We start from the raw sequence: 25,105 nt of genomic DNA, 5'->3' as shown, positions 1-25,105 counted from the left end.
ATCTATACTCCAAATTTAACTCACTAATTTTCTATTTTCAATCCACTTATTAAAATCTTCTTTGCTTACTGCTTCAACAACAATTGGCATAAATCCATGGCCTTGACCACACAATTCATAGCACTGCCCGTAATAAACACCAGACTTTTTGATATTAAACCACGCCTCATTCAGCCTACCTGGTATCGCATCAATTTTTACACCAAAAGCCGGTACTCCCCAGCTGTGTATCACATCTCCTGCTGTAACTTGTAAACGAACATTAGTATTAATGGGTAAAACGATGTTGTTATCAACAGAGAATAGCTTTAAATCTCCTTCGATAAAGTCTTCTTTTCCCTTAATATAACTATCAAATGACACACCTTGATATTCTGGATATTGGTAACTCCAATACCATTGATGGCCAATAACTTTCAGTGTTATATCAGCTTTCGGTATTTCTTCCTGTAGCTTCAGTAATTTAGCGTTTTCAAAGGCTAATATTCCAACAATGATAGTTGGTATAACAAACCAAATAATTTCTAAAGGAACACTATGGGTAGTTTTACTTATGTTTGTTACTTTGCTTTTACGAAAGCGAAACGCTATATAAGCAAGCAGCGCCCACACAAAAAGCATTATTGTAACCATCACAAGCATCACAAACGAATGTGACCTAACTACAGCCTCCATTACTTCAGTTGCAGGAGCAGGAAATCCAAATTGCCAGGAAGTAGGAGCAGAGGCAACAGATATATTTGAGTAAAATATTATCAATAGTGCAAATAACTTCACCATATCTTTTGTTTGTTTGCTATAAAACTAAGTGATATACTGTATAATAGTATATATAAACTTACTATGCAAATAGAGATTAGTGATGGTTAATAATTTTTTAGCATTCAACAAGTATAATAGTACAATACTAATTGAGGAAAAAAGCATTTACATAAATCTATTGTAAGTAAAAATATTATAATATTTTAAATTAAGTATTTACTTTAAGTAAATTCTATAATAAGTTTAATAGTGTCTGTTACTGCTAATAACCCTCTAGCCTCACACCTAAAAGCAGTAACAGACACTATTAAACCTTATGACAAGTTTATAATCTGTAAGATCAAAGTCTTACAAGTTTCTTTATTTCATTATACATTGCAGTTTGTTAATTAACTTTTAATGCCTATGGTGGCATTTACAGCTTGGACCAAAGGTTTATGTATTATAGAAAATAATTATAAAAAAAACACACTATTTGTATACCATACAAACTTTTTTTATTCTGCATAGCTGAGTTACTAGATTCTGTAAACGAAATCTTTAGAGAAGCCAAATGGGCAAAGTTTCATGAAGGTCTTTGGCATCTCTTAGCATAGATCCCTTACTTAACCATCATACCGCGATTCATTCGCAGTATCTCAAAGCATAGATCCCGCTAACACGTAGCGGGATGACGATTGTCGTTTAGCCATAAACATTAAGAAATTTACCAAATAAAAAAAAAGGCAAAAGAAGCCCTGGGGTTATTATCCGCTTTAAAATATTGGCGTTTTTTATGTTTTAAACGCTTGACAAGCGAAATTCAGCTGCTTTTAATTGCAACTAACCTACGCTGCAAATGTTTAAGAAATTTACTAAGCAGAAAAAAAGACAAAGAATCCCCGAGTTAGCTAGTCTTTTACTATCTCTGTCGAGTATTGGCATTTTTTGATGTCTTGTAACGCTTTATAAGCGCGTTTCGGCTTATATAGGTAAAAACCCAGAAATTTTTAAAGACATGCGATGCACGTAGTGCGAAAAATTAAACATGAGACGCCAAATACCCTAAGTTTGACTCGCGACATAATGTTGAACATTTTTTTTTGCATTTCCAGAGCAAGTTCTTGAAACCTAAACATTATATGTACATCATCATGATCAATTCTAATGCATCTAACTAATGCTATGATGACCTTACCCAGAAAAAGTGGAGAGAAAGTTTGGAATGTTTTTTACAAAAAGAATGATGCATCAAATTGTTCTGGAATGCAATAGTTAATAGTGACGTTGTTTGTTATAAAAAATTTCTATATATTCAAATATAGCAGTTTTGATATGCTGTTTAGAGTGCCGAGAGGTGTCTATTAGTAACTCCCTTTTTAGAGAACTGAAGAAGCTTTCCACAACAGAATTGTCGTAACAACAACCTTTATAACTCATCTATGTTTTTTATGGATAAGAGATATTGATAACCTTGCGAAGTATATTGTGAACCTTGATCACTATGTAATAGTAGATTTTTGGCAGGTTTACGCTTGTTAACGGCCATTAATAAAGAGTCCATAACCAATTGTTTATTTATTGAACTGCTCATTAACTACCATGCGTGAATATAGATCGATTATTGTTGCCAAATATAGCCATCCTTCTTTGGTTTTTATATAAGTAATCCCATACTTTATTTGGTTGATCGACAATAAAGTTTTGGTCTAATATATTGGGAGCTACTGTCCGTTTGTTGTTTCTTAATTTTAAATTTTCTTCTCAATATAGCCTGAATACCATTTTTCTGCATAATACTTTGCACTGTTTTTAAGTTGCAACTTTTACCCAAAGCCTTTAATTCAGCATGAATTTTAGGAGCTCCATATCTACATTTAGAAGCTTGATATATTTTTTGAATATCTGCTAATAACTCTTTATTTGCTGATTCTCTACTGCTTATTTTCCTTGTAGTCCACTTATAGTACTTACTATTACCCACAAATAAAAACATAGTATTGTATTTACTCAAATAATTTAATTTTATTAACCTGAAAGCTTATTAGATTAAAATTATTAAACTAAGAGTTATAATTTTAGCAACTAAAAGCTGTAAATTGCACCATATAAACAGTTATTTCAAGCAAAAGTTATGCCATTAAGAGCTATGCAACAAACATTTATATTTGTGGGTAATAGTAAGCTTATAGTAGCCACTAGCAGAAAACCCTACATAATTCCTGCACTTTATAGTGTTTACTATGCTCTTTTATGAAAAAATATTTTACTCTTTTTGACTGGCCAGGGCTTTTTTTAAAATGTCTCTTTCTCTTGTTACTTTTGCTAACTCTTTCTGTAAATCAAATCTCTCTTTGTCATAAGGTGCTACATCTGGAAATGCATTTGCCGCTGACTTTTTTTCGTTATATTTCTTCATCCATTTTCCTAATACACTATCCCTTATTCCTAGATCTCTTGCTACTTTTGCAACTGGTTGACCTACCTTTCTTTGTTCATTTGCCAGTTTAACAGCTTCCAATTTGAATTCTGCTGTATATTCTCTTACCATTTCTAATCCTCCAAAATTTTATTTTACCCAAAAAAACTCTTTTCTTTCTCTCCACTTTTTCTGGGTAAGGTCAATTCGGAACTCTATTTCTTTTTTACGATCTTTACTTTTATTCTTATTGTTCATATAATATACCCTTCACTAATAATAAATTATTTTTAAATGTTTACTGTTATTTTCTTAGCAGTATTGGCATAAAGCCATAGCTTTTGGGTGAAGTCAAATCAAATTTTCAATTTTTTTTTGTTTATTTTTTTATGAAAAGGTAGAAGATATTAATAGCTGCTAATTTCTTTAAACGATGTTGTCGTAGATTCGTATTTTTATACACCAAAAAGGGTATCTTTGATGTCTCCTACAGCTCCAAACTCATAGCATCCATTTGCCAGCCTTTTAAGGCGCTTTATAGAAGGGTTAATAAAAGATGTACAAAAGGACGTCTAAGGTGCGTAGTAGCATTCTAAAGCCATCTATGGGAGACATTTTTTTCATCAACGCATTCAAAACTTAAAAAAATAAAAAACTTGAACATTTCTTCAGAATTGTGTATAATTATTAATGCTTTTTAAGGTTCTTTCTTATGACTTTTTCTAAGTTTCTTGATCCCAAAAATGATGTATCGTTTAAGCGTATCTTCGGTACTGAAAAAAATAGAGATATTCTTATTCACTTCCTCAATGATATTCTTGGCTTTACTGGTAAAAATGAAATAAAGGATATAGAGTTTTTAAGTACTATTCAAGACCCCGATATCGCCGCTAAAAAGCAAAGTATTGTTGATGTTCTCTGTAGAGATTCTACAGGTGCTCAATACATTTGCGAAATGCAGGTCGCTAAAACTAAAGGCTTTGAAAAACGTGCCCAATACTATGCTGCTAAAGCTTACTCAAGGCAAGCTGATAAAGGTGACCAGTATCATAACCTTAAGGAAATTATCTTCATTGCTATAGCAGATTGTGTACTGTTTCCTAATAAATCTGAGTACAAATCAAAGCATACTATTCGAGATGAAGACACTAATGAGCATGATCTAAAAGATTTCTATTTTATATTTATTGAGTTGCCAAAATTTCCAAAGAATAAGGAAGATCAGTTGGAAAATATAGTTGAAAAATGGGTTTATTTTTTTCGATATGCAGATGAGACTAGTGAAGAAGAGCTGGAAAAAATAATAGGTAGTGATGTAATAATTAAAAAGGCCTATGAAGAGCTAAATAGATTCAACTGGTCAGAAAAAGAATTTATTGCCTATGAACAGGAAATAAAACGTATTCTTGATGAACAGGCTGTCCTCGCTCAAAAACTTGATGATGCTACTGAAAAAGGTAGAGAAGAAGGTAAAGAAGAAGGCATCCAAATCGGACATGAAAAAGGCAGAAAAGCAGAGAAAATCGAAGTGGCAAAGAACTCACTTAAGGCCGGTGTCTCTATTGATGTTATCGCTCAAATTACCGGCCTTTCGATAGATGAAATTCAAAAATTAAGGAATTAATACTTTACCTTGACCTCTAGCTTGAGTTAAATGACATTGAACAGAAGTATTATTTAGATAACTTTTAGGCTCCAAGCTTATTTGTTGTTCTTTTACGTCACTCACTTCTAATCTGCTTAACATTTGTTGCATTAATTGATTTATTACTGGGTCTATTCTTCTATTAAATCCAGCCATAAACTTATCAAACTTTTTCGGACTTAATCTACCGGGATCTCCGGGTTCTCTACCAGGCAATGCTTCCTCTGCGTATGATTTTAAAATCCCTGAAATTTCATTAAATTCACCACTCCTAATTTTTTCATTAATCTTCTCAAATAATTTCTCAAAATTAATATCTAAGCGGTGCATTTTTATACCACCTTTCGATTCAGCTTGCTTCTCTAATACTTCCTTGAACGACTTTATAATATCCGATGTGTAAAAAAGAGCCTTTACAGGATTAACATCAGAAAACTTAGGAAGAGGACACTTTTTATCTAGAAAAGCTTGTAACAAGAAAAACATCAAGCTAGCATTATTACTCGCACAAACTTCACGACTAAATTGGCTAGTATATTGGATATTTGGGTTTCTTACTGTATCAGAATGATTGGAGCTACTTCCTGCTGTACCAGAACGGCTAGAGCTATTTTCTGAAAATGAAGGCAACGCAGCCCTTAAAGGGGAAGAGATAAACTGAAAAACACCTTTAACAGCATCTATCCATGAAGACGGCTTACTTGCTCCGCTTGTAGCTCCTATTTTGTTATAGCCTATTTCGTCACTTTGCGATGAATTGTCTGATGCATTATCATAAGATAGATCACACTTAGCTTCTTTTGTAATACTATATTGTACATCACGCTTCTTGCGAGTAGATCCACAATCCTCAATTTTCCATTGACATGGACTATCTTTGCCCCTGGCCTCCAAGTAAATACTCTCCTTCTATCCCTATCATGGCTAAGATAATCACTAGCAGGATATAAATACTCATTAAAATAAGTGCTTTTTATATATATGTTGTTACCTTCAGGTTCAAATTTCCATTGACATGAACTATCTTTGCCCCCTGGCCTCCAAGTAAATACTCTCCTTCTATCCCTATCATGGCTAAGATAATCACTAGCAGGATATAAATACTCATTACTATAGTAAACACTTTTAATACATACCTCCGATGAAAATACTGCATTCTTTACTGACTCTGGTAATTCTCCTTTTATCCTTTCAAGCTCAGATTTTTTTTCCGAATGAACATTATGGTAATTACTCATCTCCATAATTCTTTTTACATAACGGGCTAACCTAAACTCCGCATTTTCTACACCTTTAACTTCAATACTAGCTCCAATATTGAGAAGATTTGTAACTTCACTAACATTCCCACTTTCTACAGCAGCAAATAAAAGTCTATCATACTCACTTTGCTTTGGTCCTAAAAAGTTTACTACTTCTGACTGACGAGAGGTATTTGCTACATCTAAAGGTTTTCCACCATCCTTATTTTTAGCTCCAATGTTAGCCCCCTTATCTATAAGAAATCTAATTATCTCTAAATGACCTCCTTCAGCAGCCCTATGCAAAGATGTGTAACCATCATTATCTCTAGCTTCAATATTAGCCCCTTTCTCAAGAAGTTCTCTAACGTCACTAAGGCGTCCTGCTCCTGCAGCACTAACTAATAAATCATCATTGTTTAAAGTCATTTGTCCCTCCAAATTTATAAAAACTTACCTAACTTAACTAAGCAATCACACTATAACAAGCCACTCTTACCCTGAGCTTTTTTCTTTCCTCAAGCAACACAGAAAGGACCATCTTCCCTCAAACAAGAATTCTGGAATGCCCTCACATAACATAGCCCGCTCACAAAAGTAAAATTACCTTAGCCATCACACACTTACATACCATAAAAAATTAGTAATCTAATGTATTTCAGGAATAGTACTCCACTTTTAAAACTTGTCAACCCCTAATTTAAAATTTTTTTGAAATAATTTTTGATGAAAATTTTTAATGAATTACTATTAATTTAATATTAAATATTACTAAGAACCTAAATAATACAACCACTTTCAGCAATAAAAACCAGCTAGCATGAGAAGATTTTTTTGGAAATCGATTGGTCTTGCAAATGTGCTTAAAATCTTCGTTTCAAGCCCTGGATGTAAATTTATTTGCCTTTTTTTGACTATTTGGGGTTCCTTCTCTATCTCTTGGTGTTAAAAGTTCAAATGAATCTGCACTTGTACGTAAAGCCTTTGCATTTCTCCCATTTTTTCTATTATTTTCTTCACTTTCAGCCAATAAGTGGTTTTCTATTTCACCTTTTTATATCAATTTATTACTTTCTTTTTGATTTGACACACTTTTTTGAACATCTCTATTGTGGAACAAACTTTCTCTTGGTTCTCCAATTTAGACACATGAGCAAAGATTGTGAGCTTTCTCCTCTTACTTCAAAAACCAATATCTTCTTTAATATGATTACTTCTATGTACTTACTAAATTAGGCTACTTAAATTCCTTAGGCAGGTTATAAACGGATACCTTTGCTGAGCTTTCAAAGCTCTTTATAGAGGTAGGTGATTCTAATGTTCCAGGTACGTCATCATAATCAGATAGTTGCGTAGAAATTGAATTCGTCCTAATACCCTGAGATGTACCTTCTTGAAAATGAAGTAATTTATTTTCCAACTTATCTCTTGCTTCTCTAAAACTGTCCAATTTTTTTTGCAAGCTAACACTTTCTTCTTTATACTTTGAAAGTGTTAAATCGATAAAATGATTACACAACACTATTAGACCTGTAGCACTAGAAAATAACAACAAGAGAGGATGAATGGTAACACCTGGCATATCTCCACTTCTTGCATCATGAAAATTTTTATACATATTAAGACAAGAGCCAAAAGCTGCAGAGCATACAAAAGCAAGTTTTGTTCTGCACAGGAAATACTCGACTTGCGCTAATTTTTCATTGCAATGTGCTAATTCTTTACGCAAATCATCAATTTTATCACTATAGTACCTAATAAACAATTGTTTTGTTTCTTCATTATTAACATATTTCCATGCTCTATAAGATCTTCCATCTATGAGCTCAACGTTTACATGCTCTGATTTTAGAAGCGCACTAATTGCGTTACTACTTCTAGAACGCACAGCTTCATGTAGAGGTGTGTAATCGCTTTTAACATCTTTCCTTCTGTTAATATTTTCATAAGTTAAATACTTGAAAAGAGCCGAAATACATTCTGGGTCATTACCTTCAATAGCCAGAGTAATTGCATCTTTTCCGTCTTTATCCTTAGAATTAATAACTTTAGAAAGCGGCTTTTCATTTTCTTGCTTACCTTCAAAATACTTGCACTCATACACCTTATTCGAACGATATGGCTCCTTAAGAATACACAAAAGTTCTTTTACAAGATCAACCTGATTTTCTTTAATAACCACATGCAAAAGTGTGTTTTGATTTTCCTCATCTTGTAACAGTAAAACATCATACAAATAAGCATTTTCATGTAGATAACTAATCTCTTTATTGAAACGTGTTTTATCTATACCTTCTCTTCCTCCTTTACAGATACTGAAGAGTCGTAAACTACCTTCCAAAGCATTGTGATCAATTGCAGAGGCACGTTGCCTTCTGTATAAAATTGGCGCTCCTTCTACGCAAACACTTCCGAAGTAACGAGCAATAGGGGAATGGATACATGCACTTAAAAAATTAGTAAGAGGGTTACAAGTGTTCACACCATTCCTACCTTCAAGCAGTCTAACTACATCTAATTTTTTATACGAATCAGCATAATATAAAGGATCCCGATCATAACAGTCCTTAGCATCAATTATAGCATCACATTCAAGAAGAAGTTTAGCTACATCTAAATGACCTTCCCTAGCAGCATAATGTAAAGGTGTTCTAGCTTTTTCATCCATGGCCTCAACTTTAGCACCTTGGCTTATAAGAAAGCTAACCATACCCTCTCTATTGTAGTAAGCAGCATAGTGTAGAGGAGCTATACCCAAACGGTCTTTAGCATTAATTATAGAATCATGGTCAAGAAGAAGTTTAGCTGCATCTAAATGACCTTCCCCAGCAGCATAATGTAAAGGTGTTTTATCTTCTTCATCCATGGCCTCAACTTTAGCATCTCGGCTTATAAGAAAGCTAACCACATCCTCTCTATTGTAGCAAGCAGCATAGTGTAGAGGAGTCATACCAAAACGGTCTTCAGCATCAATTATAGCACCACGGTCAAGAAGAAGTTCAGCTACATCTAAATGACCTTTCCCAGCAGCATAATGTAAAGGTGTTTTAGCTTCTTTATCCACGGCCTCAATTTTGGCATCTTGTTTTATAAGAAAGCTAACCATATTTTTTCTATTGTGGTAAGCAGCATAGTGTAGAGGAGCCATACCAAAACAGTCTTCAGCATCAATCATAGTACCACGGCCAAGAAGAAGTTCAGCTACATCTGAATGACCTTCCCTAGCAGCATAATGTAAAGGTGTTTTTCTACTATCATCTTGAACGTTAACCTTAGCATTTCTACTGAGAAGAAGTTTAAGGACATACAAATTACCCTTACAAGAAGCTACACACAAAGGCGTTTGATTGTTTATACCTTTAGCCTCAATATTAGCACCTCCATCAAGAAAATCACTAACCTTTCTAATATCTTTTCTTTCTATAGCAGAAAATAAATATTTATCTAGCTTTGCTCTCAAAAAGTTTGCTACTTCTGTGTTACCAAGCTCATTTACTATGCGTAAAGGTGTCTTAACATTATTATCCTTAGCTAAAATGCTGGCACCTTGATCAACAAGAAATCTAACCATATCGTATTGACCTGCACTAACAGCATAGTGTAGAGGTGTCCAATTTTGGTCACATCTAATGTCAATATCAGCACCAATACTAAGAAGAAGTTGAGCTACATTTACACTATTTTTACAGGCAGCCCAGGACAGCAAAGGCAACTTATCTAAAAGTTCACGATTAACATTATATTTATCAATATGTTGATCAATATATTCCTCCAACCGTTTAAAGTCGTCATTTTCTATAGCATGCGTAAAATCCGTTGTAAGGCTCGTTTGATCTTTCATAAACTATATAAAAAAAACTATTTTCCTACTCAGTACAATACTCCATTTTTAAAACTTATCAACCCCTATTTAGAAATTTTTTATGGAATAATTTTTGATGAAAGTCTTTAATATATTGCTACTAATTTAGCAATATATACTGTTAAAAACCTAAACAATATAACCATTTCCAGCACCCAAAACCAGCAAGCGTGAGAACAATTTTTCTTGGAATCGGTTGGTCTAGCAAAAATTACATTACTAATTCCAAGAAAGCGGAGCATTTGGATCATCTGGAATTTCATAAAAAGGCAGCCTATCAATTAACAGACTTTCTTCATCTCTACTAAGATCTCTTGTTACAATATTGCAAAAATCTCTATTGCTCCCAAAATTAGCTGTTACTGCAGTCCTTAAATCTTGATTTCCTGCCACAGCTTCCTGAAAGCTGCTGTTATTGGCAAGATGAGTTTCCAGCACAGGTTTTGCGTCATTACCAAATTTGTTTTTCACATTCAGAATAGCTTGTCCCAATTTATTTGTGTTGCTACTAATTAATTTTTCTGCCACTCCTTCCTGCAAAATACGACTACCTGCTAAGATCTCTCTATTTTCATTATCCTTCACAACCGCTTTCCCTATTTCATCTACCTTGGTATTCAAAAGGTGCTGAGTTACGTTATTGACTAACGTCTTCGACTCATCTATATTATCGCCTAAGCCACTTGCATTAAACAAATATTCAGCTAATTTTTCAGGGCTAACCTTCCCTTCAGTAATTCTTTTTGCTTCACCTTTCTATACACTGCCAGCATTAAATAACAACTCAGCTAACCTAGAAGTGCCGACATTTTTTATTATATCTTCAATAAAGCTCTTTTGATCCCACTGATAATTCTCTGCTAGTGCATTCTTAGCATCGTTAAATACTAGTTCAGAAATCTTATACGAGCTAACTTTATCTTCGGCAATCTTTTTGGCTGCAAGTTGATCTAAGTTACTTTTATTAAAAAGCAACTCAGCGAGTTTTATTGGATCAGCTTTATTTATAAAATCCTGCGAATTAAGATTTATTTTATTAGCAACATGAGTAGCAAGATTTTGACCAGTGCTATCAGTTATATCAAGTACTGTTTTTCCCAATATATCTTTATTTTCATCAGTAAGTAGCTGTACAGCGACTTCCTCAATTGATGGGCTTTTTCCATCTCTACCTGCCGGACCTTGAGGACCATCTGCACCTTTTGATCCCTGCACCCCCTTGTCTCCTAAAAAAGCTTTTGCTATCTTACCATCATAAGCATTTTCGTTATCAGCAGTTTGATCAAGAAATCTGCCTAATTTCTCCACTAAAATTGATTTCTTTTTCCCATCTCCTATATCCTCTGTTGCATCAAGTATTTTTTTCGTGAATTCTAAAATTTTTATATTAGAGCCATCAGCTTTAGCAAAATTACCCTTTTCTGCCAAAAAATCTTTTGCTGTTTTATTATCACCATATATTTCATATTTTTCATCAAGAAGCTTCCCTAATGTATTAACTAAAATTGAAGTTGCATTGGGATCATGTTTATAAAATAATTCACTTGCTAATCTATTGATTCCGTCACTGTCACGAGAAATAAATCCTCTATCTGTATCTTCCTTAGTATATACATTTTCAACATCAACCTTTTTATTTAATCCTTCATCTACTTCTTCCTTAGTATATACATTTTCAACATCAACCTTTTTATTTAATCCTTCATCTACTTCTTCCTTAGTATATACATTTTCAACATCAACCTTTTTATTTAATCCTTCATCTACTTCTTCCTTAGTATATACATTTTCAACATCAGCCTTTTTATTTAGGTAAGCAGGCAGAACATCTCGCCTAGGAAATGTACTATCTAGTATCAAGTTAGAGATTCTATCACCCTTATCAAAATCTTTTGCATAAAATATCGCCTCCACTATGGACTTTTCTGCTAACTTCTCTTCAAGTACTGTATGTTCATCATTGTTAGTACTTTTCATATCAAGTAGACTTTTAAAAGCTGCCGCTAAACCTTCTACTTTATGGCTTATTTCATTTTGACCATTTTGTTTATATTTTAATTCCAGACTACCATTGCTTGCATCTAAAGTATACTTATTACCTTTCTCATCACTCAAGGTTATAACTTTAACATTTTCCAAATTTGATATTGATGTGCCGTGATTATCTTTAAACTCTACATTAGGTGTCATATCACTTCATATTAATTAAAACGAAAGGATACGCAAAAAAATATATTTTTTTATTAATACATGATGCAAAAAGAGCTTTATTCTATTTTAAATATAGAATTGCAATGAATTTTCCTTTTATTTCCAAATAAACTAATTTTCACTCTTTAACATTAATTACCACTAACTCAAATAACACAACCATTTCCAGCATTCAAAACCAAGGGTCGTGAGAAGAGTTTGTTTTGGGATGGATTGGACTACCACGTGTACCATACGAACTTTTTTATATGATAATTTCATTATACGCTAAAACTAGCCATACTAGCTCATTTCATCCACATCTATATACGAACTGTTTTGCCTAAGCTTATTGAAATAATTTAAATCTTCTATTTTTATAACCTTATTTTTACGCTGCTTGTTCTCACAAATATACGACCTTTTTTGCAATTTTGGAAAAAGTAAATGATTAAATTTTTTGTGATGCTAAAGGAACCCATGTTTTCTACATGAATGTAAATATTTCTCATGCTCTCAATCAGCAGCAATTTTACTATTATTTAAGCACTAACATAATAACATTAGATAACGGGTGTTGGATATAAAAATGGATGTTAAAGTAAATTATGCGGGAATTACTAAACGCGTTGCAGCATTTGTAGTCGATGCAATAATATTTCTAGCCTTTTATCTATTCACTTTGTTCATATTATCAGATAAACTCTTTGCTGAATTTTTTAATTATATCTTTTCTGATACCGCTACAATCTCTAATTCAATTCAAGGAGAAGTATTAGAAATATTTCTGTTTATAGCACTAGAAACATTAATGATCACAAGGCTTGGTTGGACCCCAGGAAAATTGCTATTTGGTATATACATAAAGGATGCAAATACACTTAAAAACGTTTCTTTAATGCAAGCAGTGATGAGAAGCTCTCTCAAGGCGCTCTTATTTGTACCTCTCGATATTTCTCACTGGTTCTATATTCTACCAATTTTAGTTTTAATATTTGCAATATTTGATCAACGTAAGCAGACTTTTTATGATAAAATTGCAAAAACAGTAGTAATAGATTATAGATCTGAAAAATGCCACTTAAACGTAAACTGCGTGGGGATAACTAGGCGCGCTATAGCATATATTATTGACCGTCTTATTATCATGGGAATTTCTTTAGTCTATTTTCCTTTTATAAAAATAATTTTTCACCCTGCTAAATCTCAACTATTAATCATATACATTTGCTTATTTTTTTTGCTATCAATAATATTTGGAATATTCATAACAAGAAGATTTAATGGTACTCTAGGGCAATTGTTATGCTGTATCCATATAAAAGATGCAAATACACTTAACAATATTACTCTAATGCAAGCAACAATTAGGTATGTTTCTCTTGAAGTTATTAGCTTCATATTGAGTTCTTTATTCATTATGCATATATTGCTTTTTGATAAGTATACTTCTAAATGGTGGTATGAGCTTTTATCAGATTTAACCTTTATAGCTATAATACTAATTTTTGTATCTGCAATATTTGACAAACGAAAGCAGTTTTTTCATGATAAAGTTGCAAAAACAGTAGCAATAGACTATAGACCTTCAAGCTAATGATGAAATCAATTTTTATCCAGTAGTTTAATCAAACAGCAAACTCATTTTACTATTATTTAATTGCTAATATTACATACTAGGTGAACATGTGAGGAGTATAGATGGATACTAAAGTAAATTATGCATGAATAGCTAGACGTGTCATAGCACAGTAAGAAAGTTCAGTTAAGCTTTTTTCTAAAGTATACATTTCTTGTAATAATCCGAACAGGGTAAGATATGTGAGTAAGGTTATATTTGACTTGCGTTATTTTTTGGTATTGGTTAATTTAATGTAAGTTAAAGGTAAATTAAGTGGATAATAAAGAAAAAGTATACCTATTTAAGCTCTCCCTAAATAAAAAGATCTATCGTGAAATGGCATTGAAAGGTAGAACTAGTCTCTATACTTTTGCAAAAGAGATTGTTGGTGCTTTTGATTTTGAGTTTGATCATGCGTTTGGTTTTTATGATAACATTAAAGATATTCACGAAAGCTCAGAGGCGTATACGTTATTTTATGATTTTGGTGATCCAGTTAATGATAATGAAAAAAGTGTAAAAAAATCTTACATATATAAAGTTTTTCAACTTAACAAAAAAATGCTATTTCTTTTTGACTATGGTGATAATTGGGATTTCTTAGTAGAATGTTGTGGTGTCATTGAAGCGGAAATTGGAAAAAGATATCCAAAAATCACTAAAAAGCAAGGAGAAGCTCCTCCACAATATCCTGACTATGATATATAGTTTAGGTGCTACTTTCTATCAAATTTTTCTTATTCTTTTTAACTTTGTAGTATACCCTTTCTTATAATAGTCCGAATGAGATAAGATATGTGTTTATGTCTATATATAGGCCAATAGAGTATTATGATCTGTTCGGGTTATTTTTAAAAAGGGCTATACAACGCAACACTACTCACTAATAACGCTGTACCAACAAAACCAGCTAAGATTGCTTGTCTTTTATGGATTTTTTTTGTCTGTTGCATCGCTATCAAAACATACAGCTAAAGAGGTGCTGTCATTTGCGTTTCTATTGAGAAGTTCTGGGCTTTTTTTGCTGGTTTCACATGTAGGTTGAATCATATTAAGATCATCATTATTTTTGTTGATATTTTTACACAACTGAGTGTCGATTTCTGTAACTTTTTCAGTATTAGTTTGTTCTTTGATTCCTCTATATCAACTGCAGTAGCAGCAATTTGGCTATCTTTCTTATTTCTCAGCAACACCTTTCAATAGTTTTGGTGTTTTCATAGTTTCTCTCCTTTTGTTGTTTTTATAAATGGTGTAATTACGTCCCTAATCCATAAAATTTCTCCAACTGCTCACTCCACAGCATTGGTATTTCCCTCAAGTCAGCTAACTTCAAATTCCTTGGCTGTCTCCCATTTATTACATCTTCTTTAATCTTTGGTGCTAAATAATTTAACCTTAAAATTTGCTGTATTCGTCTTGTACCTATATTAATTTTGGCACTTAGCTCCTTCACACTTCCATATTTTCCTTCCTCTAGTTGACGTTTCCACAGATGGGCTCTTACCACTGCTTTCAGTAGTGCATTGTTTGTTTTACCTTCTGGCTCTACTACTGTGCATTTGTTTCCTTTCTTTTTTATTGGTATTAATATCTTCTCTGACTCAGAATGCACCTCTATTCCATCTTCTTTTACCATTACTCCTTTTATTAACTTTTTCACTACTTCTTTTTGCTTTCCAAAACTTAAATTTTTCCATTTTTCTTCGGTCCTTTCTTCCCATTTTTCATATAGCTGTTCAGCTTTTTTCATCACTTCTTTTTCTACTTCTCCTGCTACTATTGTTCGATTCACTGATTCACAATTTTTTCCTCTTAAATGATTGTTGCATACGTAATATCGATATCTCTTATTCTCTTTTTTTGCATACGTTAGCGTCATATTTACATCACAGCTCTTGCACTTAATTATTCCCCTAAGTAGCGCTTCCTCATATTTTGCTTTTCTATATGGTTGATTCCTTATCAATTCCTGCGCTTTTTTCCACTTTTCCTCTTCTATTATTGCTTCATGCTTTCCTTCATACTCTTTCTCATAATGTCTTATCTTTCCCATATATATTGGATTTGTTATTATTCTCCTTACCGTCGCTTTTTTAAAGATATCTGATTTTGTTCTGTAACCTTGACTATTTAGCTCCCTTGCCAATTCTGCCATTGACTTCAGCTTCAAATATCTCTCAAATATATACCTTACCACCTTTGCTTCTTTTTCATTTATTATTAATTCTTTATCTTTTACATCATACCCAAACGGCAAAGTTCCCCCCATCCACAATCCCTGCTCCTTTGATGTTGCTATTTTATTTTTTACTCTCTCTACTATCATCTCTCTTTCTAGTTGTGCTGCTCCTGACAATACTGTTTGTACAAACTTTCCCATTGGGGTATTATTGTCAAATATCTGCGTTACTGCTACAAAATTTACTCTATGTCTTCTAAAAAATGATGTTACTTCGATGCTATCTTTTGTTTCCCTTGATAGCCTATCCAGCGTATATACTACTACACAATCTACTTCTCCTCCTTTAACATCTTCAAATAATTCCTTTATTGCTGGTCTTTCTAAATTCTTTCCTGAGAAACCTCCATCATCGTACCTTTTTGCCAATGCTACCCAGCCTTCTTTGCTCTTTATGTACTTCTCACATGCTACTCGCTGCGCATCAAGACTATTAAACTTTTGTTCTAGACCATCTTCATTTGACTTCCTAGTATATATCGCACATCTTACCTCTTTCAGCATTCTTTCTCCTTATCTCTCATTCCAAATAGAAGCGGCCCATTGTAGCTCATTCCCATTATTTTTCCGGCTACTGCTGACAATGATGTGAAAAATTCTTCTCGGTAGATTAAACCCTTATCTGTTACCATTACCGCATGCGTCTCTTCACCTCTCTCTAATATTAATTCTGTCCCCTCTACTGGTAATTTATCGCTACTTATTCTTTTTCCCTTCTCTAGCCGATCTGCCAGATACTCTAGTCTTTTTGTCCCCTTTCTTGACATTTCTCCATACGCTTTTTCCTGCATTCTATAAGCTAATCTCGGTATCAGATATTTCTTTGAGTATCTAGGCGCTTCTTCTCCATATACCTTCTTCCATATTTTTCTCAGCTCACCCAAAGGTTTTCTCTCTAAATTCATTACCTTCTTTTCTATTTCTTTCTCCATATTTTTAGTCTTTCATAAATAACTTTTCAATTCTGTCTATTTCTTTCTTCAATACTTCAGTTACTTCTTTACTGGTTTTCGCATAATCCATTGCTGTCATTCCGAACTTATCTTCTTGCTCTATTTCTGCTCCTGCTTCCACTAACTCTTTTACTATTTCCACTTTCTCCACCATACATGCAAGGTGTAGAGGTATGCATTTATTTCCATATTCCTCAGCATTTACGTCTGCTCCTGATTTTATCAATTCCCTCACGATTTCTAGACGTTTCTCCGTTACCGCTAGGTGCAGTGCTGTGTATCCTTCTACATCTTTAGCATTCACATTCGCTCCTTTTTCGACTAATAACTTCACTGTTTTTGCGTCTACCGCATAATGCAGAGCTGTTCTTCCATTCTCGTCTCTTGCATAAATATTTTTAAATGAGTTCTCTAATAGTGACTCCTCTTTTCCTTTTTTACTCATGACCTACCTCACCTTTTCTCTGAATTTAAACCCCTTCTTTAAGCCCTCCTTTTCACCCCCTCATCTATCATTTCACTTACTTGGCTCATTATTTTGCTTGCTAAATTTTCACATTCTTCCTTTATTAGTGATTTGTCTCTCTTCCTTATTTCTCCTATCTCTATTATTTTTAGCTCCGGCATGTAGCTTCCATTCAACATGTCTGCTATTTCTCCCACTAGCCTCTCTATTCCATAGCACGTCAGTTCTCTACTTTTTGTTACTCCACCTTTTTCTCTCAGAAATTTGCTCGCCTTTTCACTCTCTTTGCTATCACATAGACAATGCTTTTCACTTTCCCAAATGTAGTACATTGGTGTTGCACCATATTTATTCAGTTGATTAACTTCAGCTCCCGCTTTTACTAGCTCTTTTATTATTTCAACTCCTCCTATTTTGCACGCAGAGTGCAGTGGCGTACATCCACTGACATATTGAGTGGCATTTACTTCCGCTCCTTCCCTTAGCAGCACTTTTACATTTTCTAAACTCTTTGCGAATACTGCACAGTGTAGAGGTGTATAACCATTTTTATCTCTTGCATTTACCTCTGCTCCTTTTTTTATTAATAATCTCACTGTTTTGTAATCAGAGATTTCTACTGCTTGGTGCAATATCGTCTCTCCTTCTTCATTTCTTTTATTAATATCGTTACTTGATACTTCTTTAAAAAACTTACTAAAAGATTCTTTGCTAAACTTCATACTTACCTCACAAAACTAGCTTTTCTAGCGCCAGACAAATTTCTTATATTTACCTGCTGCTATTCAAGTCATGTCCTTTTTAGCATGAGAAAGCAAGTCCTTTTCTTTTTATTTCATATATTTTAACCTATTATTAATATAATATATGAGGATCTAAATATAAGTATTTAACTTATTACACATATTGCTTGACTATTTTTCCAACTTCTGTGCAAATGTCGATGTTCGTGCCACTTCAGTACTCCTGGGTAAAATACTAAAATGTAATTTTCTAATTCGTGTATTGAGTCTTTTTGCTCTGAATTTAATTCGCTTTCATAATGAACATTATGTTCTGCTAAACCAAATCTTATAACTTTCTGGTTGGTAAAATCTTCTACCTTGTAGTGGTGAGTAACGCTAAACCTTTCTAAAATTGGCTTATACTTTAAGTTCCACAGTTCTTCAGATAATTTGCTATCCCCTAGTAAAAATTTATTTCCTTTTTCTTCTATGCTACCAACCGGAAAGCACGCATTTATTTCTCCCAAATTCCAACTGTCCGATAATATAACTTGCGCTTTTGCAAATTTAATCGATGGTAATAAGCTTTGAGTTAGAGGATACAGGGCTTTTAAGTTATACCACTGATGACTTCTTTCATAAATGCCTTTGTAATCCTTTGTGTGAGGCTCTGTTTCCCCAAGCACTGCTACATCTAACCGATATATGTCATTACTAAATGCTTGTTCATAATGGTTGCGTAGATAACTCTCTATAACCTTAATTGATGTACCACTAAACCTGAAAAAATTTATTCTTCCAAACGATAATACTGGTCCATCTTTTTCAATTTTTATCCCTGAGTAATCCGATAACAAACTTCCAAAAAAGCTTTCATCTAATATAAACCTATCAACGTTGTAGTGGTCATTAAAAATCCTCATTAGCCTTGATCTTGCTGGTAATGATAGTTTTGCAAGTTCTACTACTGCATCTACAAAAAAGTCATTTGGAACATCTTTTATTCCTATTTGTAATTCAAAGAAGTGTTTACCAGGTGGTTCTTCGATGATTGTAATATCTTCTATATTTGCCCATTTTAGTGCTATTTTTAGTGATGCTGGAGTTCCTCTCAGTCTTTGAAATTTTACTCCTTCTATTACGGCTTTTCTTCTATCTTTTACCCAGCGCAGTATTTCTTCTAAACCATATTCTTCTATTATCCACGGCAGTATTTCATCTTTAAGACTAAACTTAAATCCTCTGATACAGCTCGGATCAACCTTATAATCTGTTGCATCAACCAGTGCTTGCTCTTGCTTTGTTGCGTTTGGGGGTAATAACATTAATTCAACTCAATCTTTAAATTTTTCAAATTTGCAGATTCATTTCCCAGAACCACAACATCCTCTCTTGGCTCGATCAATTCCACATTTTCTACACCATCTACAAATAGATTCGCTATTATCCATGATCTTGTTACACTCCACCCTAATCTTTTTGCTAATTCAAACTTCTTAATAAACTGCTTCTTGATTTCTTCCTCTGATATTACAGGACTTATGCTCATTCTGCTGTGAATATCTATTTCCGTAATATTGCAACCAATTACTGTTACTGTATCGGTTAAAACCCTTATATCATCTCTAGTAACCTGCTTTTTTACAATTTCTAGTAGCTCTTCTGACACTATGCCAGTTGTGGATAATTGTGTTGATAAGATTGAAATTTGTACTTTCCCTGGTATAGGTGATTCTACTAATGCATCTTTTACTCTACTATCTGCTGACAGTGCATGATAACGATAATACTCCTTACTTCCTCCTGTACTCCAGCCTTTTATTTTTGCTTTTATTCTTTTTCTAAATCGTTCGTCCTCTTCTTCTTTCTGCCTCTCCACTCCATAAAACTCAGCTAAATTATCAAGATCTTCTCCCGTTGCAAATTTTAGTAAATTGCTCTTTACTGATTCATTTATTCTTTGTCTTAGTAACAATTCCCTCCATGCTGCTACCTCCAGAATCTTTATTGCTGGATCGGATTCTACTAACGCTGAAAAGGTTTCATCTCTACACACTAACTCCTCCTTCATTCTGGAAAAGATTTCTTCATAACTCAGCTTTTCTACAATATTTAGCTGCTTCATCTTTAAACTACAATTTCATCAAAATGAATGTTTTTCCCGCTTGGTAAGTATAATCCTTCTAGATCAAGCGTTACTTTTCCTTCTTTCACCTCTGTCATTTTTACTTTTTCTAGCTTAAATCTTTCCTCCCACCTTTGTAGAGCTTCTGCTACTGCTGAATAGATTTCCAAAGTTAAATCTCTATTTATTGGCTTATCTACTAATTCAAATAATCTTGACCCATAATCTCTCCTCATTACTCTGCTATTAATAGGGGTAGTTAAAATATCTACGACAGATTGCTTTAAGTGCTCTATTCCTTCCAATTCCTTTCCCGTGCTAGCATTCATGCCTCTCATTCTGCAAATACATTTTTGCTAACACCTATCACTTTAAAACTACACGATACCAAGTCTCCTGTTCTTGTTACTCCCATACCGTTCACAAATACGCTGTTTGACCCTTGCGTTAGTGTCTCCCCTATAGTCAAGATATCACCCCTACGACACACAGATCTACTATTTACAAATACGTCTTCACTTCCACTCATACAAACATGAACCGGTATTCCTGTACAATTATCCCCTACACAAACGATTGCTTTACCCATATGCTAGTTTAGATCTATTCTCCTTCCCTTAAGTTTTATTCTTTCTTTTGTCATTTCTATACTCGATTCTCCAGCTTTCAGTGTTATTTTATCTACTACTTCAATCTCTAAATGATGTTTATCTTTATCGTATGACAACTTTGTTCCATCTTGAAACTTCACACTATTTATTTCTTTTTTATTCTCTGGAGCAGAGTACTTTTGTTGATATATTCCAGGAAGTACTACTCCTAAAGATAATTCTCCCAGCGGGGAAAGTATAACTACTTGCTCATCAATATCTGGCGGACACCAATCTCTATCTTTTCCTGCTTTACTTGTTATCCACGGTAAATAATCTGTTAAAAATTCTCCTATTTTCACTCTTACTTTTGCTTTCTCATAATTTATTTCTTTCACCAATCCAATACGGATAATATTCGCTACTTTTCTATTTAGCTCTGAAATTGCAAAACTATGATCCAACATGTACGTTACCTATCTCTATAATATGCGGCTTAATTCCAGTTTCTGACCACACTGATTTACCAATATGTATCTCATGAACCCAATCAACTACCCAAACAAGATACGCATCTAATTCTGGCCTAAATCCGTCAATTTCCGCAGAGATAAATTCTCCTGGTGAAACATTTTCCACATTCCAAGTATTTTTATTTACTACTCTCGCAACCTCAGCAGCTAGTGTTCTGACAATAATAGCTGCATTTTCTATTGTGCTATCAATCACAATTCGTGCTTCAAATCTTGCTTTCAGTGCTAATTCTTCTGTTCCTGGATCTTTTCCCGATTCTAAACTCACAAGCTCTACAAATAACGCTGGCGCTAATAATTCTTTCCTTATCGATGGATAAATTTCACAAGTTTGAATTGCTGGTATTTCTTTCTTCAGCGTAGTGCAGATTGCGTTATGCAAATCTTTAAAATTCATATATTTCTTGTAATATCACGTTCAAAGAACTTTTCAAACACTTCCTCAACCTCATAATTAACAAGATTCCCTATTATCCTTGAAGCCTCAGGTTCGAGTGACAATTTAACTTCCTTTATTGGCAATGCTGCTCTTCCTTCACGTTTAAAAGCTCCTTTATAACCTCTTGGCATTGTTGCAGTAAATGCTCCTATAAACTCATGATTTCCTGTTTTCGTACCTCTTTTTGTTTCTCTCATACTGCCAATAGATGAAGCCCTTACATCATACAAGTTTGCTCTTATTAAAACCTCTAACCTACCTGCTTTCGCTTTAAAGATTCGCAACCTTTTTCTCATTACCGTTAATTTTATCTTCTTTTCCTCACTGATTTCCTTAGCTGCTTGTCCCTTTAACCATATTGCTGTTTTATTCAGTGCTTTTGCTACTACTAATTTGATTTGAGCTTCTTTTCCTCTGACATCACTTATTACCTGGTTTACATTATGAAACACTTCCTTCTCCTACAGCTTGAATTTTCCATATTTTACTTGAAGAATCTTTCAATGGTGGTTCAAAAATCTTGTAGAACCTTTTTTCAATCTTGATATAATCACCTATGCTAAAGGAAGTAACGTCCTGATCACGTATTTCTATAGAAGCAATTTGCTGAGTTAATGCTCCATCTGTACCTAAAGAGTACGTAGTCTCAGGACGTTTCATTAGCACTTTTATTTTATGAATACCCTCCTTATTTTTATTACAATATGTGGCTTCCACTCCTAGATGCTCAAAACAATCCTCCAACAACCTCTCTATACTCATTAACTTGCAGTAATTTTGATTAATACCCCAGGTCTGTGACACATTGGCAGAGGGTTTGACTGCGTATGTAAATCAGTTCCTCTATCAAATCTCCTTGGTTCTTGTTTTCCATAGAGTGGCTGTCCAAGAGTATTTACTGTCTCATTAAAATCTGCTGGTGCAAAATATGTTGTAAATGTGCTCGCTGTTCCTAGTGGAAAACAGTGCCCTGTATCTTTCTCAATAAATCTTCTCACAGTTCCTTCAGGGTCAGTTGCTTGCCCTCTATACTCCTCAAATGTTATGCCACAGAACGTAAATCCTGATCTCATATCGTTTCTTAGCGCTGCTCCTTCTTGCCATCTTTCATATGCTTCTTTCACTTTACTATGCGAAGTTAATGCATCAAAAAATTCAGGGCTTACCAAGGCATGTACTCCTGTCATATATTCACCACTTAGATTATCTTCTATATGCCGGAGTACTTCCATACACTTACGCTTGACATCTGTTGTTGCTGTTCCAAGGGCAAAATTTACTACTTTTGGTGTTATTTCAAATTCGTTGTACAGATTTAATAATTCTGACCCGTCAGCATCAAGAATGATTCCCTTTAGCGCTCCCATTCGCAAATGCTCTAATGTTATTGCATGTTTATTTCTCATTAGCTGCAAATGGTCAGTTATTACATCTGCCAGCGCTTTAAGTTCACTCTCTGATCCAAATGCCCTTATTCCCTGTACTTCCTCTGGTAACACTACATCATCATGTGGAATATGTGGAATCGTAAACGTTCTTACCTTTCTTTTTCCTCTTTTTCCTACTGTTGCTGGTGCTCCTGGAACTTGCGTTGGTAGTAAACTTAAAACTCCGTTATGTTCTTCTATGGTAATATGTCTAAATCTTACTGACCTACTTGGAAATAAATTTAAATTTTCAACTCGTCCATAATTTATCGGCAATATATTCATCGCATTTGTTAGTGCCGTCATGCTAAATGCTGTATTTGTAAATGGATTTTGCATTCTTTCTTTTCCCCCTTTTGTATTTTTAATAGTTTTTTTAAGCTCCCTTGCGGATAATGACCCCTCGTCCTTCAAGTTGCTTTATTGCTGCAGCTTTCTGTTCTTCAGTGATATTTGCTGGCCACACAACTGCATGATCTGCTAGCATTGCACCACGAGTAACAATTACTCCTTTACTATTTTCCTTTGCGTTTACATCGCTTGCTATCACTCCTATCGCCGTTTGTGTCCCATCTGTGGCAGTTGGATTGATTATCCTAATCATGTTGTCTTTATCACGACTAACAACTGTTCCTAGCTTCAGATTTTCCCCCTTGGCTACTGTTATCTGATCTCTTGAATATAGACTTGATGCCTCATACTTTAATAAGTCACCCAGATTATTTTGTTCGGTTATACATGTCATATTTCCTTTTCTCCTTTTTTTATTTTTTTACCGCCATATTTGTGGTTGTTATACACGGCGGTTATACACATACTTTAAATGTTTGATTGCGCACGACTTTTCGCTACCTGCATCATCAACTCTTCTCCTGAATTCTGTGGTATTGCACTTAGTATTTCTGTCTTCTTCGTTTGCTCTGCAAGTAACTCCATTAAAACTTCCCTGGCTTGCTCAATACTTACGCCTTGCTCAATAAATTCTCCTATTTTCTCTGGCATTCGTGATAAGTTACATAAACGTATTAATTCAACAACTTCAGTACGATACTTGGTTAAATTATCAGTTTCTAGGTCAGTTGTAGTTTGTTTATTCATAGTATTTTCTCCCTTATTAATAAATTCACAAAATGTTGTTATTCCATCGGCAAGGCCTATTTCTATTGCATTATTGCCAAAATAAAGACTCGCTTCAGTATTTTTTATTACTTCTACAGAAAGTCCTCTGTTGCGTGCTATAAGTTCAGTCAGCATTTCATATAAGCGATTTACTTCCTCCTCTAAGCTTTTTAAACTTTCTGAACTTATCGGCTCATGTGGGTTTAAATCATTCTTTCTCTTGCCTGCGAAAATAGTTGTGTATTTTACCCCTTGCTTTTCATCAAAACCGCTTTGGTCAATATGACTTGCTATTACTCCAATGCTTCCAACACCAGAGGTTCTACTTACAAAAACCTTTTCAGCGCTAGAAGCTATAGCATATGCAGCAGAATACGCATCATCATTTGCTATTGCTAATATTTTCTTTTTTGCTCTTGATTCGTAAATAAAATCAGCTAAATCAAATACACCGTTTACTTCTCCTCCTGGACTATCTATATCAAGTATAATAGTTTCTACTTCCTTATTTTCTAAAGCTTCTTCTATTTCTTCTTGAATTTTCTCATACGATGTCATGCCTAGAAAATCATCAAAAGCTCCTGGTTTTTTGGTCAAAATTCCATGTATTGCTATTACTGCTGTTTTTTCTATATTCTGATTTACTGCATGTTTTATATTTTTAAAGATAGGTTGTTTTCCGTTATATAGTGACAACAGATCAAAGCTTTTTTGCTCTATCATCATCGGCCTACATAGCCAGTTGGTTTGTAAAATTTCCATAAAGT

26 protein-coding genes and 2 pseudogenes are annotated in these 25,105 nt (G+C 33.9%); 3 read left to right on the top strand and 25 right to left on the bottom strand.

The window, feature by feature from the left end:
* Nucleotides 1–15 precede the first annotated feature (15 nt).
* The 3 genes and pseudogenes from coxB to OM961_RS00685 form a co-directional block, all read right to left on the bottom strand.
* Nucleotides 16–780: a cytochrome c oxidase subunit II gene (gene coxB / locus OM961_RS00700; RefSeq protein WP_012673173.1), complete on the bottom strand. Its 765-nt coding sequence runs from the start codon at nt 778–780 to the stop codon at nt 16–18.
* Nucleotides 781–1,973: 1,193 nt separating this feature from the next.
* Nucleotides 1,974–2,758, bottom strand: a pseudogene (locus OM961_RS07480) (IS3 family transposase); the annotation flags it as partial.
* A 249-nt stretch (nt 2,759–3,007) separates the two neighbouring features.
* Nucleotides 3,008–3,292, bottom strand: coding sequence for a transposase (locus OM961_RS00685; RefSeq protein WP_041573518.1), 285 nt, complete (start codon nt 3,290–3,292; stop codon nt 3,008–3,010).
* Between the two features lie 580 nt (nt 3,293–3,872).
* On the opposite strand from OM961_RS00685, the gene OM961_RS00680 reads away from it, so the two are divergent.
* Nucleotides 3,873–4,784, top strand: a complete 912-nt coding sequence (locus OM961_RS00680; RefSeq protein ID WP_015589128.1) for an Rpn family recombination-promoting nuclease/putative transposase — start codon at nt 3,873–3,875, stop codon at nt 4,782–4,784.
* Here OM961_RS00680 and OM961_RS00675 read toward each other — a convergent pair.
* The 6 genes and pseudogenes from OM961_RS00675 to OM961_RS00650 form a co-directional block, all read right to left on the bottom strand.
* Nucleotides 4,773–5,435 carry a hypothetical protein gene (locus tag OM961_RS00675; protein ID WP_264339140.1) on the bottom strand — a complete coding sequence of 221 codons (663 nt, stop codon included), beginning with the start codon at nt 5,433–5,435 and terminating at the stop codon, nt 4,773–4,775. The genes OM961_RS00680 and OM961_RS00675 overlap by 12 nt on opposite strands.
* Before the next feature lie 104 nt (nt 5,436–5,539).
* Nucleotides 5,540–6,475, bottom strand: coding sequence for an ankyrin repeat domain-containing protein (locus tag OM961_RS00670; RefSeq protein ID WP_264339139.1), 936 nt, complete (start codon nt 6,473–6,475; stop codon nt 5,540–5,542).
* A gap of 405 nt (nt 6,476–6,880) precedes the next feature.
* Nucleotides 6,881–7,100, bottom strand: a pseudogene (locus OM961_RS00665) (transposase); the annotation flags it as partial.
* A 183-nt stretch (nt 7,101–7,283) separates the two neighbouring features.
* The gene (locus tag OM961_RS00660; RefSeq protein ID WP_264339138.1) at nt 7,284–9,887 is read right to left on the bottom strand and encodes an ankyrin repeat domain-containing protein; all 2,604 of its coding nucleotides are present in this window, start codon (nt 9,885–9,887) and stop codon (nt 7,284–7,286) included.
* 240 nt (nt 9,888–10,127) lie between these two features.
* Nucleotides 10,128–10,604, bottom strand: a complete 477-nt coding sequence (locus OM961_RS00655) for a hypothetical protein (RefSeq protein ID WP_264339137.1) — start codon at nt 10,602–10,604, stop codon at nt 10,128–10,130.
* A 60-nt stretch (nt 10,605–10,664) separates the two neighbouring features.
* The gene (locus tag OM961_RS00650; protein WP_264339136.1) at nt 10,665–12,098 is read right to left on the bottom strand and encodes a hypothetical protein; all 1,434 of its coding nucleotides are present in this window, start codon (nt 12,096–12,098) and stop codon (nt 10,665–10,667) included.
* Between the two features lie 589 nt (nt 12,099–12,687).
* Here OM961_RS00650 and OM961_RS00645 point away from each other — a divergent pair.
* Nucleotides 12,688–13,695, top strand: a complete 1,008-nt coding sequence (locus OM961_RS00645) for an RDD family protein (protein WP_264339135.1) — start codon at nt 12,688–12,690, stop codon at nt 13,693–13,695.
* Nucleotides 13,696–13,992: 297 nt separating this feature from the next.
* Nucleotides 13,993–14,427: a plasmid pRiA4b ORF-3 family protein gene (locus OM961_RS00640; RefSeq protein ID WP_264339134.1), complete on the top strand. Its 435-nt coding sequence runs from the start codon at nt 13,993–13,995 to the stop codon at nt 14,425–14,427.
* A gap of 338 nt (nt 14,428–14,765) precedes the next feature.
* Here the strand turns inward: OM961_RS00640 and OM961_RS00635 are convergent, their stop codons facing one another.
* From OM961_RS00635 to OM961_RS00560, 16 genes are all read right to left on the bottom strand, one after another.
* Entirely contained in the window at nt 14,766–14,915 is a 150-nt protein-coding gene (locus tag OM961_RS00635; protein WP_264339133.1) for a hypothetical protein, read from the bottom strand.
* 62 nt (nt 14,916–14,977) lie between these two features.
* Nucleotides 14,978–16,465: a recombinase family protein gene (locus tag OM961_RS00630; protein ID WP_264339132.1), complete on the bottom strand. Its 1,488-nt coding sequence runs from the start codon at nt 16,463–16,465 to the stop codon at nt 14,978–14,980.
* Entirely contained in the window at nt 16,459–16,893 is a 435-nt protein-coding gene (locus tag OM961_RS00625) for a DUF2924 domain-containing protein (RefSeq protein ID WP_264339131.1), read from the bottom strand. The genes OM961_RS00630 and OM961_RS00625 overlap by 7 nt, the downstream gene beginning before the upstream one ends.
* A 4-nt stretch (nt 16,894–16,897) precedes the next feature.
* The gene (locus tag OM961_RS00620; RefSeq protein WP_264339130.1) at nt 16,898–17,359 is read right to left on the bottom strand and encodes an ankyrin repeat domain-containing protein; all 462 of its coding nucleotides are present in this window, start codon (nt 17,357–17,359) and stop codon (nt 16,898–16,900) included.
* 38 nt (nt 17,360–17,397) lie between these two features.
* On the bottom strand, nt 17,398–18,102 hold the full coding sequence (locus OM961_RS00615) for an ankyrin repeat domain-containing protein (protein ID WP_264339129.1): 705 nt from the start codon (nt 18,100–18,102) through the stop codon (nt 17,398–17,400).
* Nucleotides 18,103–18,269: 167 nt separating this feature from the next.
* Nucleotides 18,270–19,430 carry a phage tail protein gene (locus tag OM961_RS00610; RefSeq protein ID WP_264339128.1) on the bottom strand — a complete coding sequence of 387 codons (1,161 nt, stop codon included), beginning with the start codon at nt 19,428–19,430 and terminating at the stop codon, nt 18,270–18,272.
* On the bottom strand, nt 19,430–20,230 hold the full coding sequence (locus OM961_RS00605) for a baseplate assembly protein (RefSeq protein WP_264339127.1): 801 nt from the start codon (nt 20,228–20,230) through the stop codon (nt 19,430–19,432). The genes OM961_RS00610 and OM961_RS00605 overlap by 1 nt, the downstream gene beginning before the upstream one ends.
* A 2-nt stretch (nt 20,231–20,232) precedes the next feature.
* Nucleotides 20,233–20,568 carry a GPW/gp25 family protein gene (locus OM961_RS00600; protein ID WP_264339126.1) on the bottom strand — a complete coding sequence of 112 codons (336 nt, stop codon included), beginning with the start codon at nt 20,566–20,568 and terminating at the stop codon, nt 20,233–20,235.
* Entirely contained in the window at nt 20,565–20,819 is a 255-nt protein-coding gene (locus OM961_RS00595; RefSeq protein ID WP_015587734.1) for a PAAR domain-containing protein, read from the bottom strand. Before OM961_RS00595 ends, OM961_RS00600 begins: the two co-directional genes overlap by 4 nt.
* Before the next feature lie 3 nt (nt 20,820–20,822).
* Nucleotides 20,823–21,287 carry a phage baseplate assembly protein V gene (locus OM961_RS00590; protein ID WP_264339125.1) on the bottom strand — a complete coding sequence of 155 codons (465 nt, stop codon included), beginning with the start codon at nt 21,285–21,287 and terminating at the stop codon, nt 20,823–20,825.
* Nucleotides 21,274–21,750 carry a hypothetical protein gene (locus OM961_RS00585; RefSeq protein WP_264339124.1) on the bottom strand — a complete coding sequence of 159 codons (477 nt, stop codon included), beginning with the start codon at nt 21,748–21,750 and terminating at the stop codon, nt 21,274–21,276. Before OM961_RS00585 ends, OM961_RS00590 begins: the two co-directional genes overlap by 14 nt.
* Nucleotides 21,747–22,244, bottom strand: coding sequence for a phage tail protein (locus OM961_RS00580; RefSeq protein ID WP_264339123.1), 498 nt, complete (start codon nt 22,242–22,244; stop codon nt 21,747–21,749). Before OM961_RS00580 ends, OM961_RS00585 begins: the two co-directional genes overlap by 4 nt.
* On the bottom strand, nt 22,234–22,554 hold the full coding sequence (locus OM961_RS00575) for a head-tail joining protein (RefSeq protein ID WP_264336602.1): 321 nt from the start codon (nt 22,552–22,554) through the stop codon (nt 22,234–22,236). The genes OM961_RS00580 and OM961_RS00575 overlap by 11 nt, the downstream gene beginning before the upstream one ends.
* The gene (locus OM961_RS00570) at nt 22,554–23,558 is read right to left on the bottom strand and encodes a major capsid protein (RefSeq protein ID WP_264339573.1); all 1,005 of its coding nucleotides are present in this window, start codon (nt 23,556–23,558) and stop codon (nt 22,554–22,556) included. Before OM961_RS00570 ends, OM961_RS00575 begins: the two co-directional genes overlap by 1 nt.
* Before the next feature lie 37 nt (nt 23,559–23,595).
* Nucleotides 23,596–23,964, bottom strand: coding sequence for a head decoration protein (locus tag OM961_RS00565; RefSeq protein WP_264339122.1), 369 nt, complete (start codon nt 23,962–23,964; stop codon nt 23,596–23,598).
* A gap of 74 nt (nt 23,965–24,038) precedes the next feature.
* The gene (locus tag OM961_RS00560) at nt 24,039–25,100 is read right to left on the bottom strand and encodes a S49 family peptidase (RefSeq protein WP_264339121.1); all 1,062 of its coding nucleotides are present in this window, start codon (nt 25,098–25,100) and stop codon (nt 24,039–24,041) included.
* Nucleotides 25,101–25,105: the final 5 nt, after the last annotated feature.

It is taken from the genome of Wolbachia endosymbiont (group A) of Cydia splendana (genome assembly GCF_947179475.1).
GTDB classification, from domain to species: Bacteria; Pseudomonadota; Alphaproteobacteria; order Rickettsiales; family Anaplasmataceae; genus Wolbachia; species Wolbachia pipientis.
The sequence above is the reverse complement of the archived record's forward strand: the minus strand, read 5'-3'. Positions and strand labels throughout refer to the sequence as shown.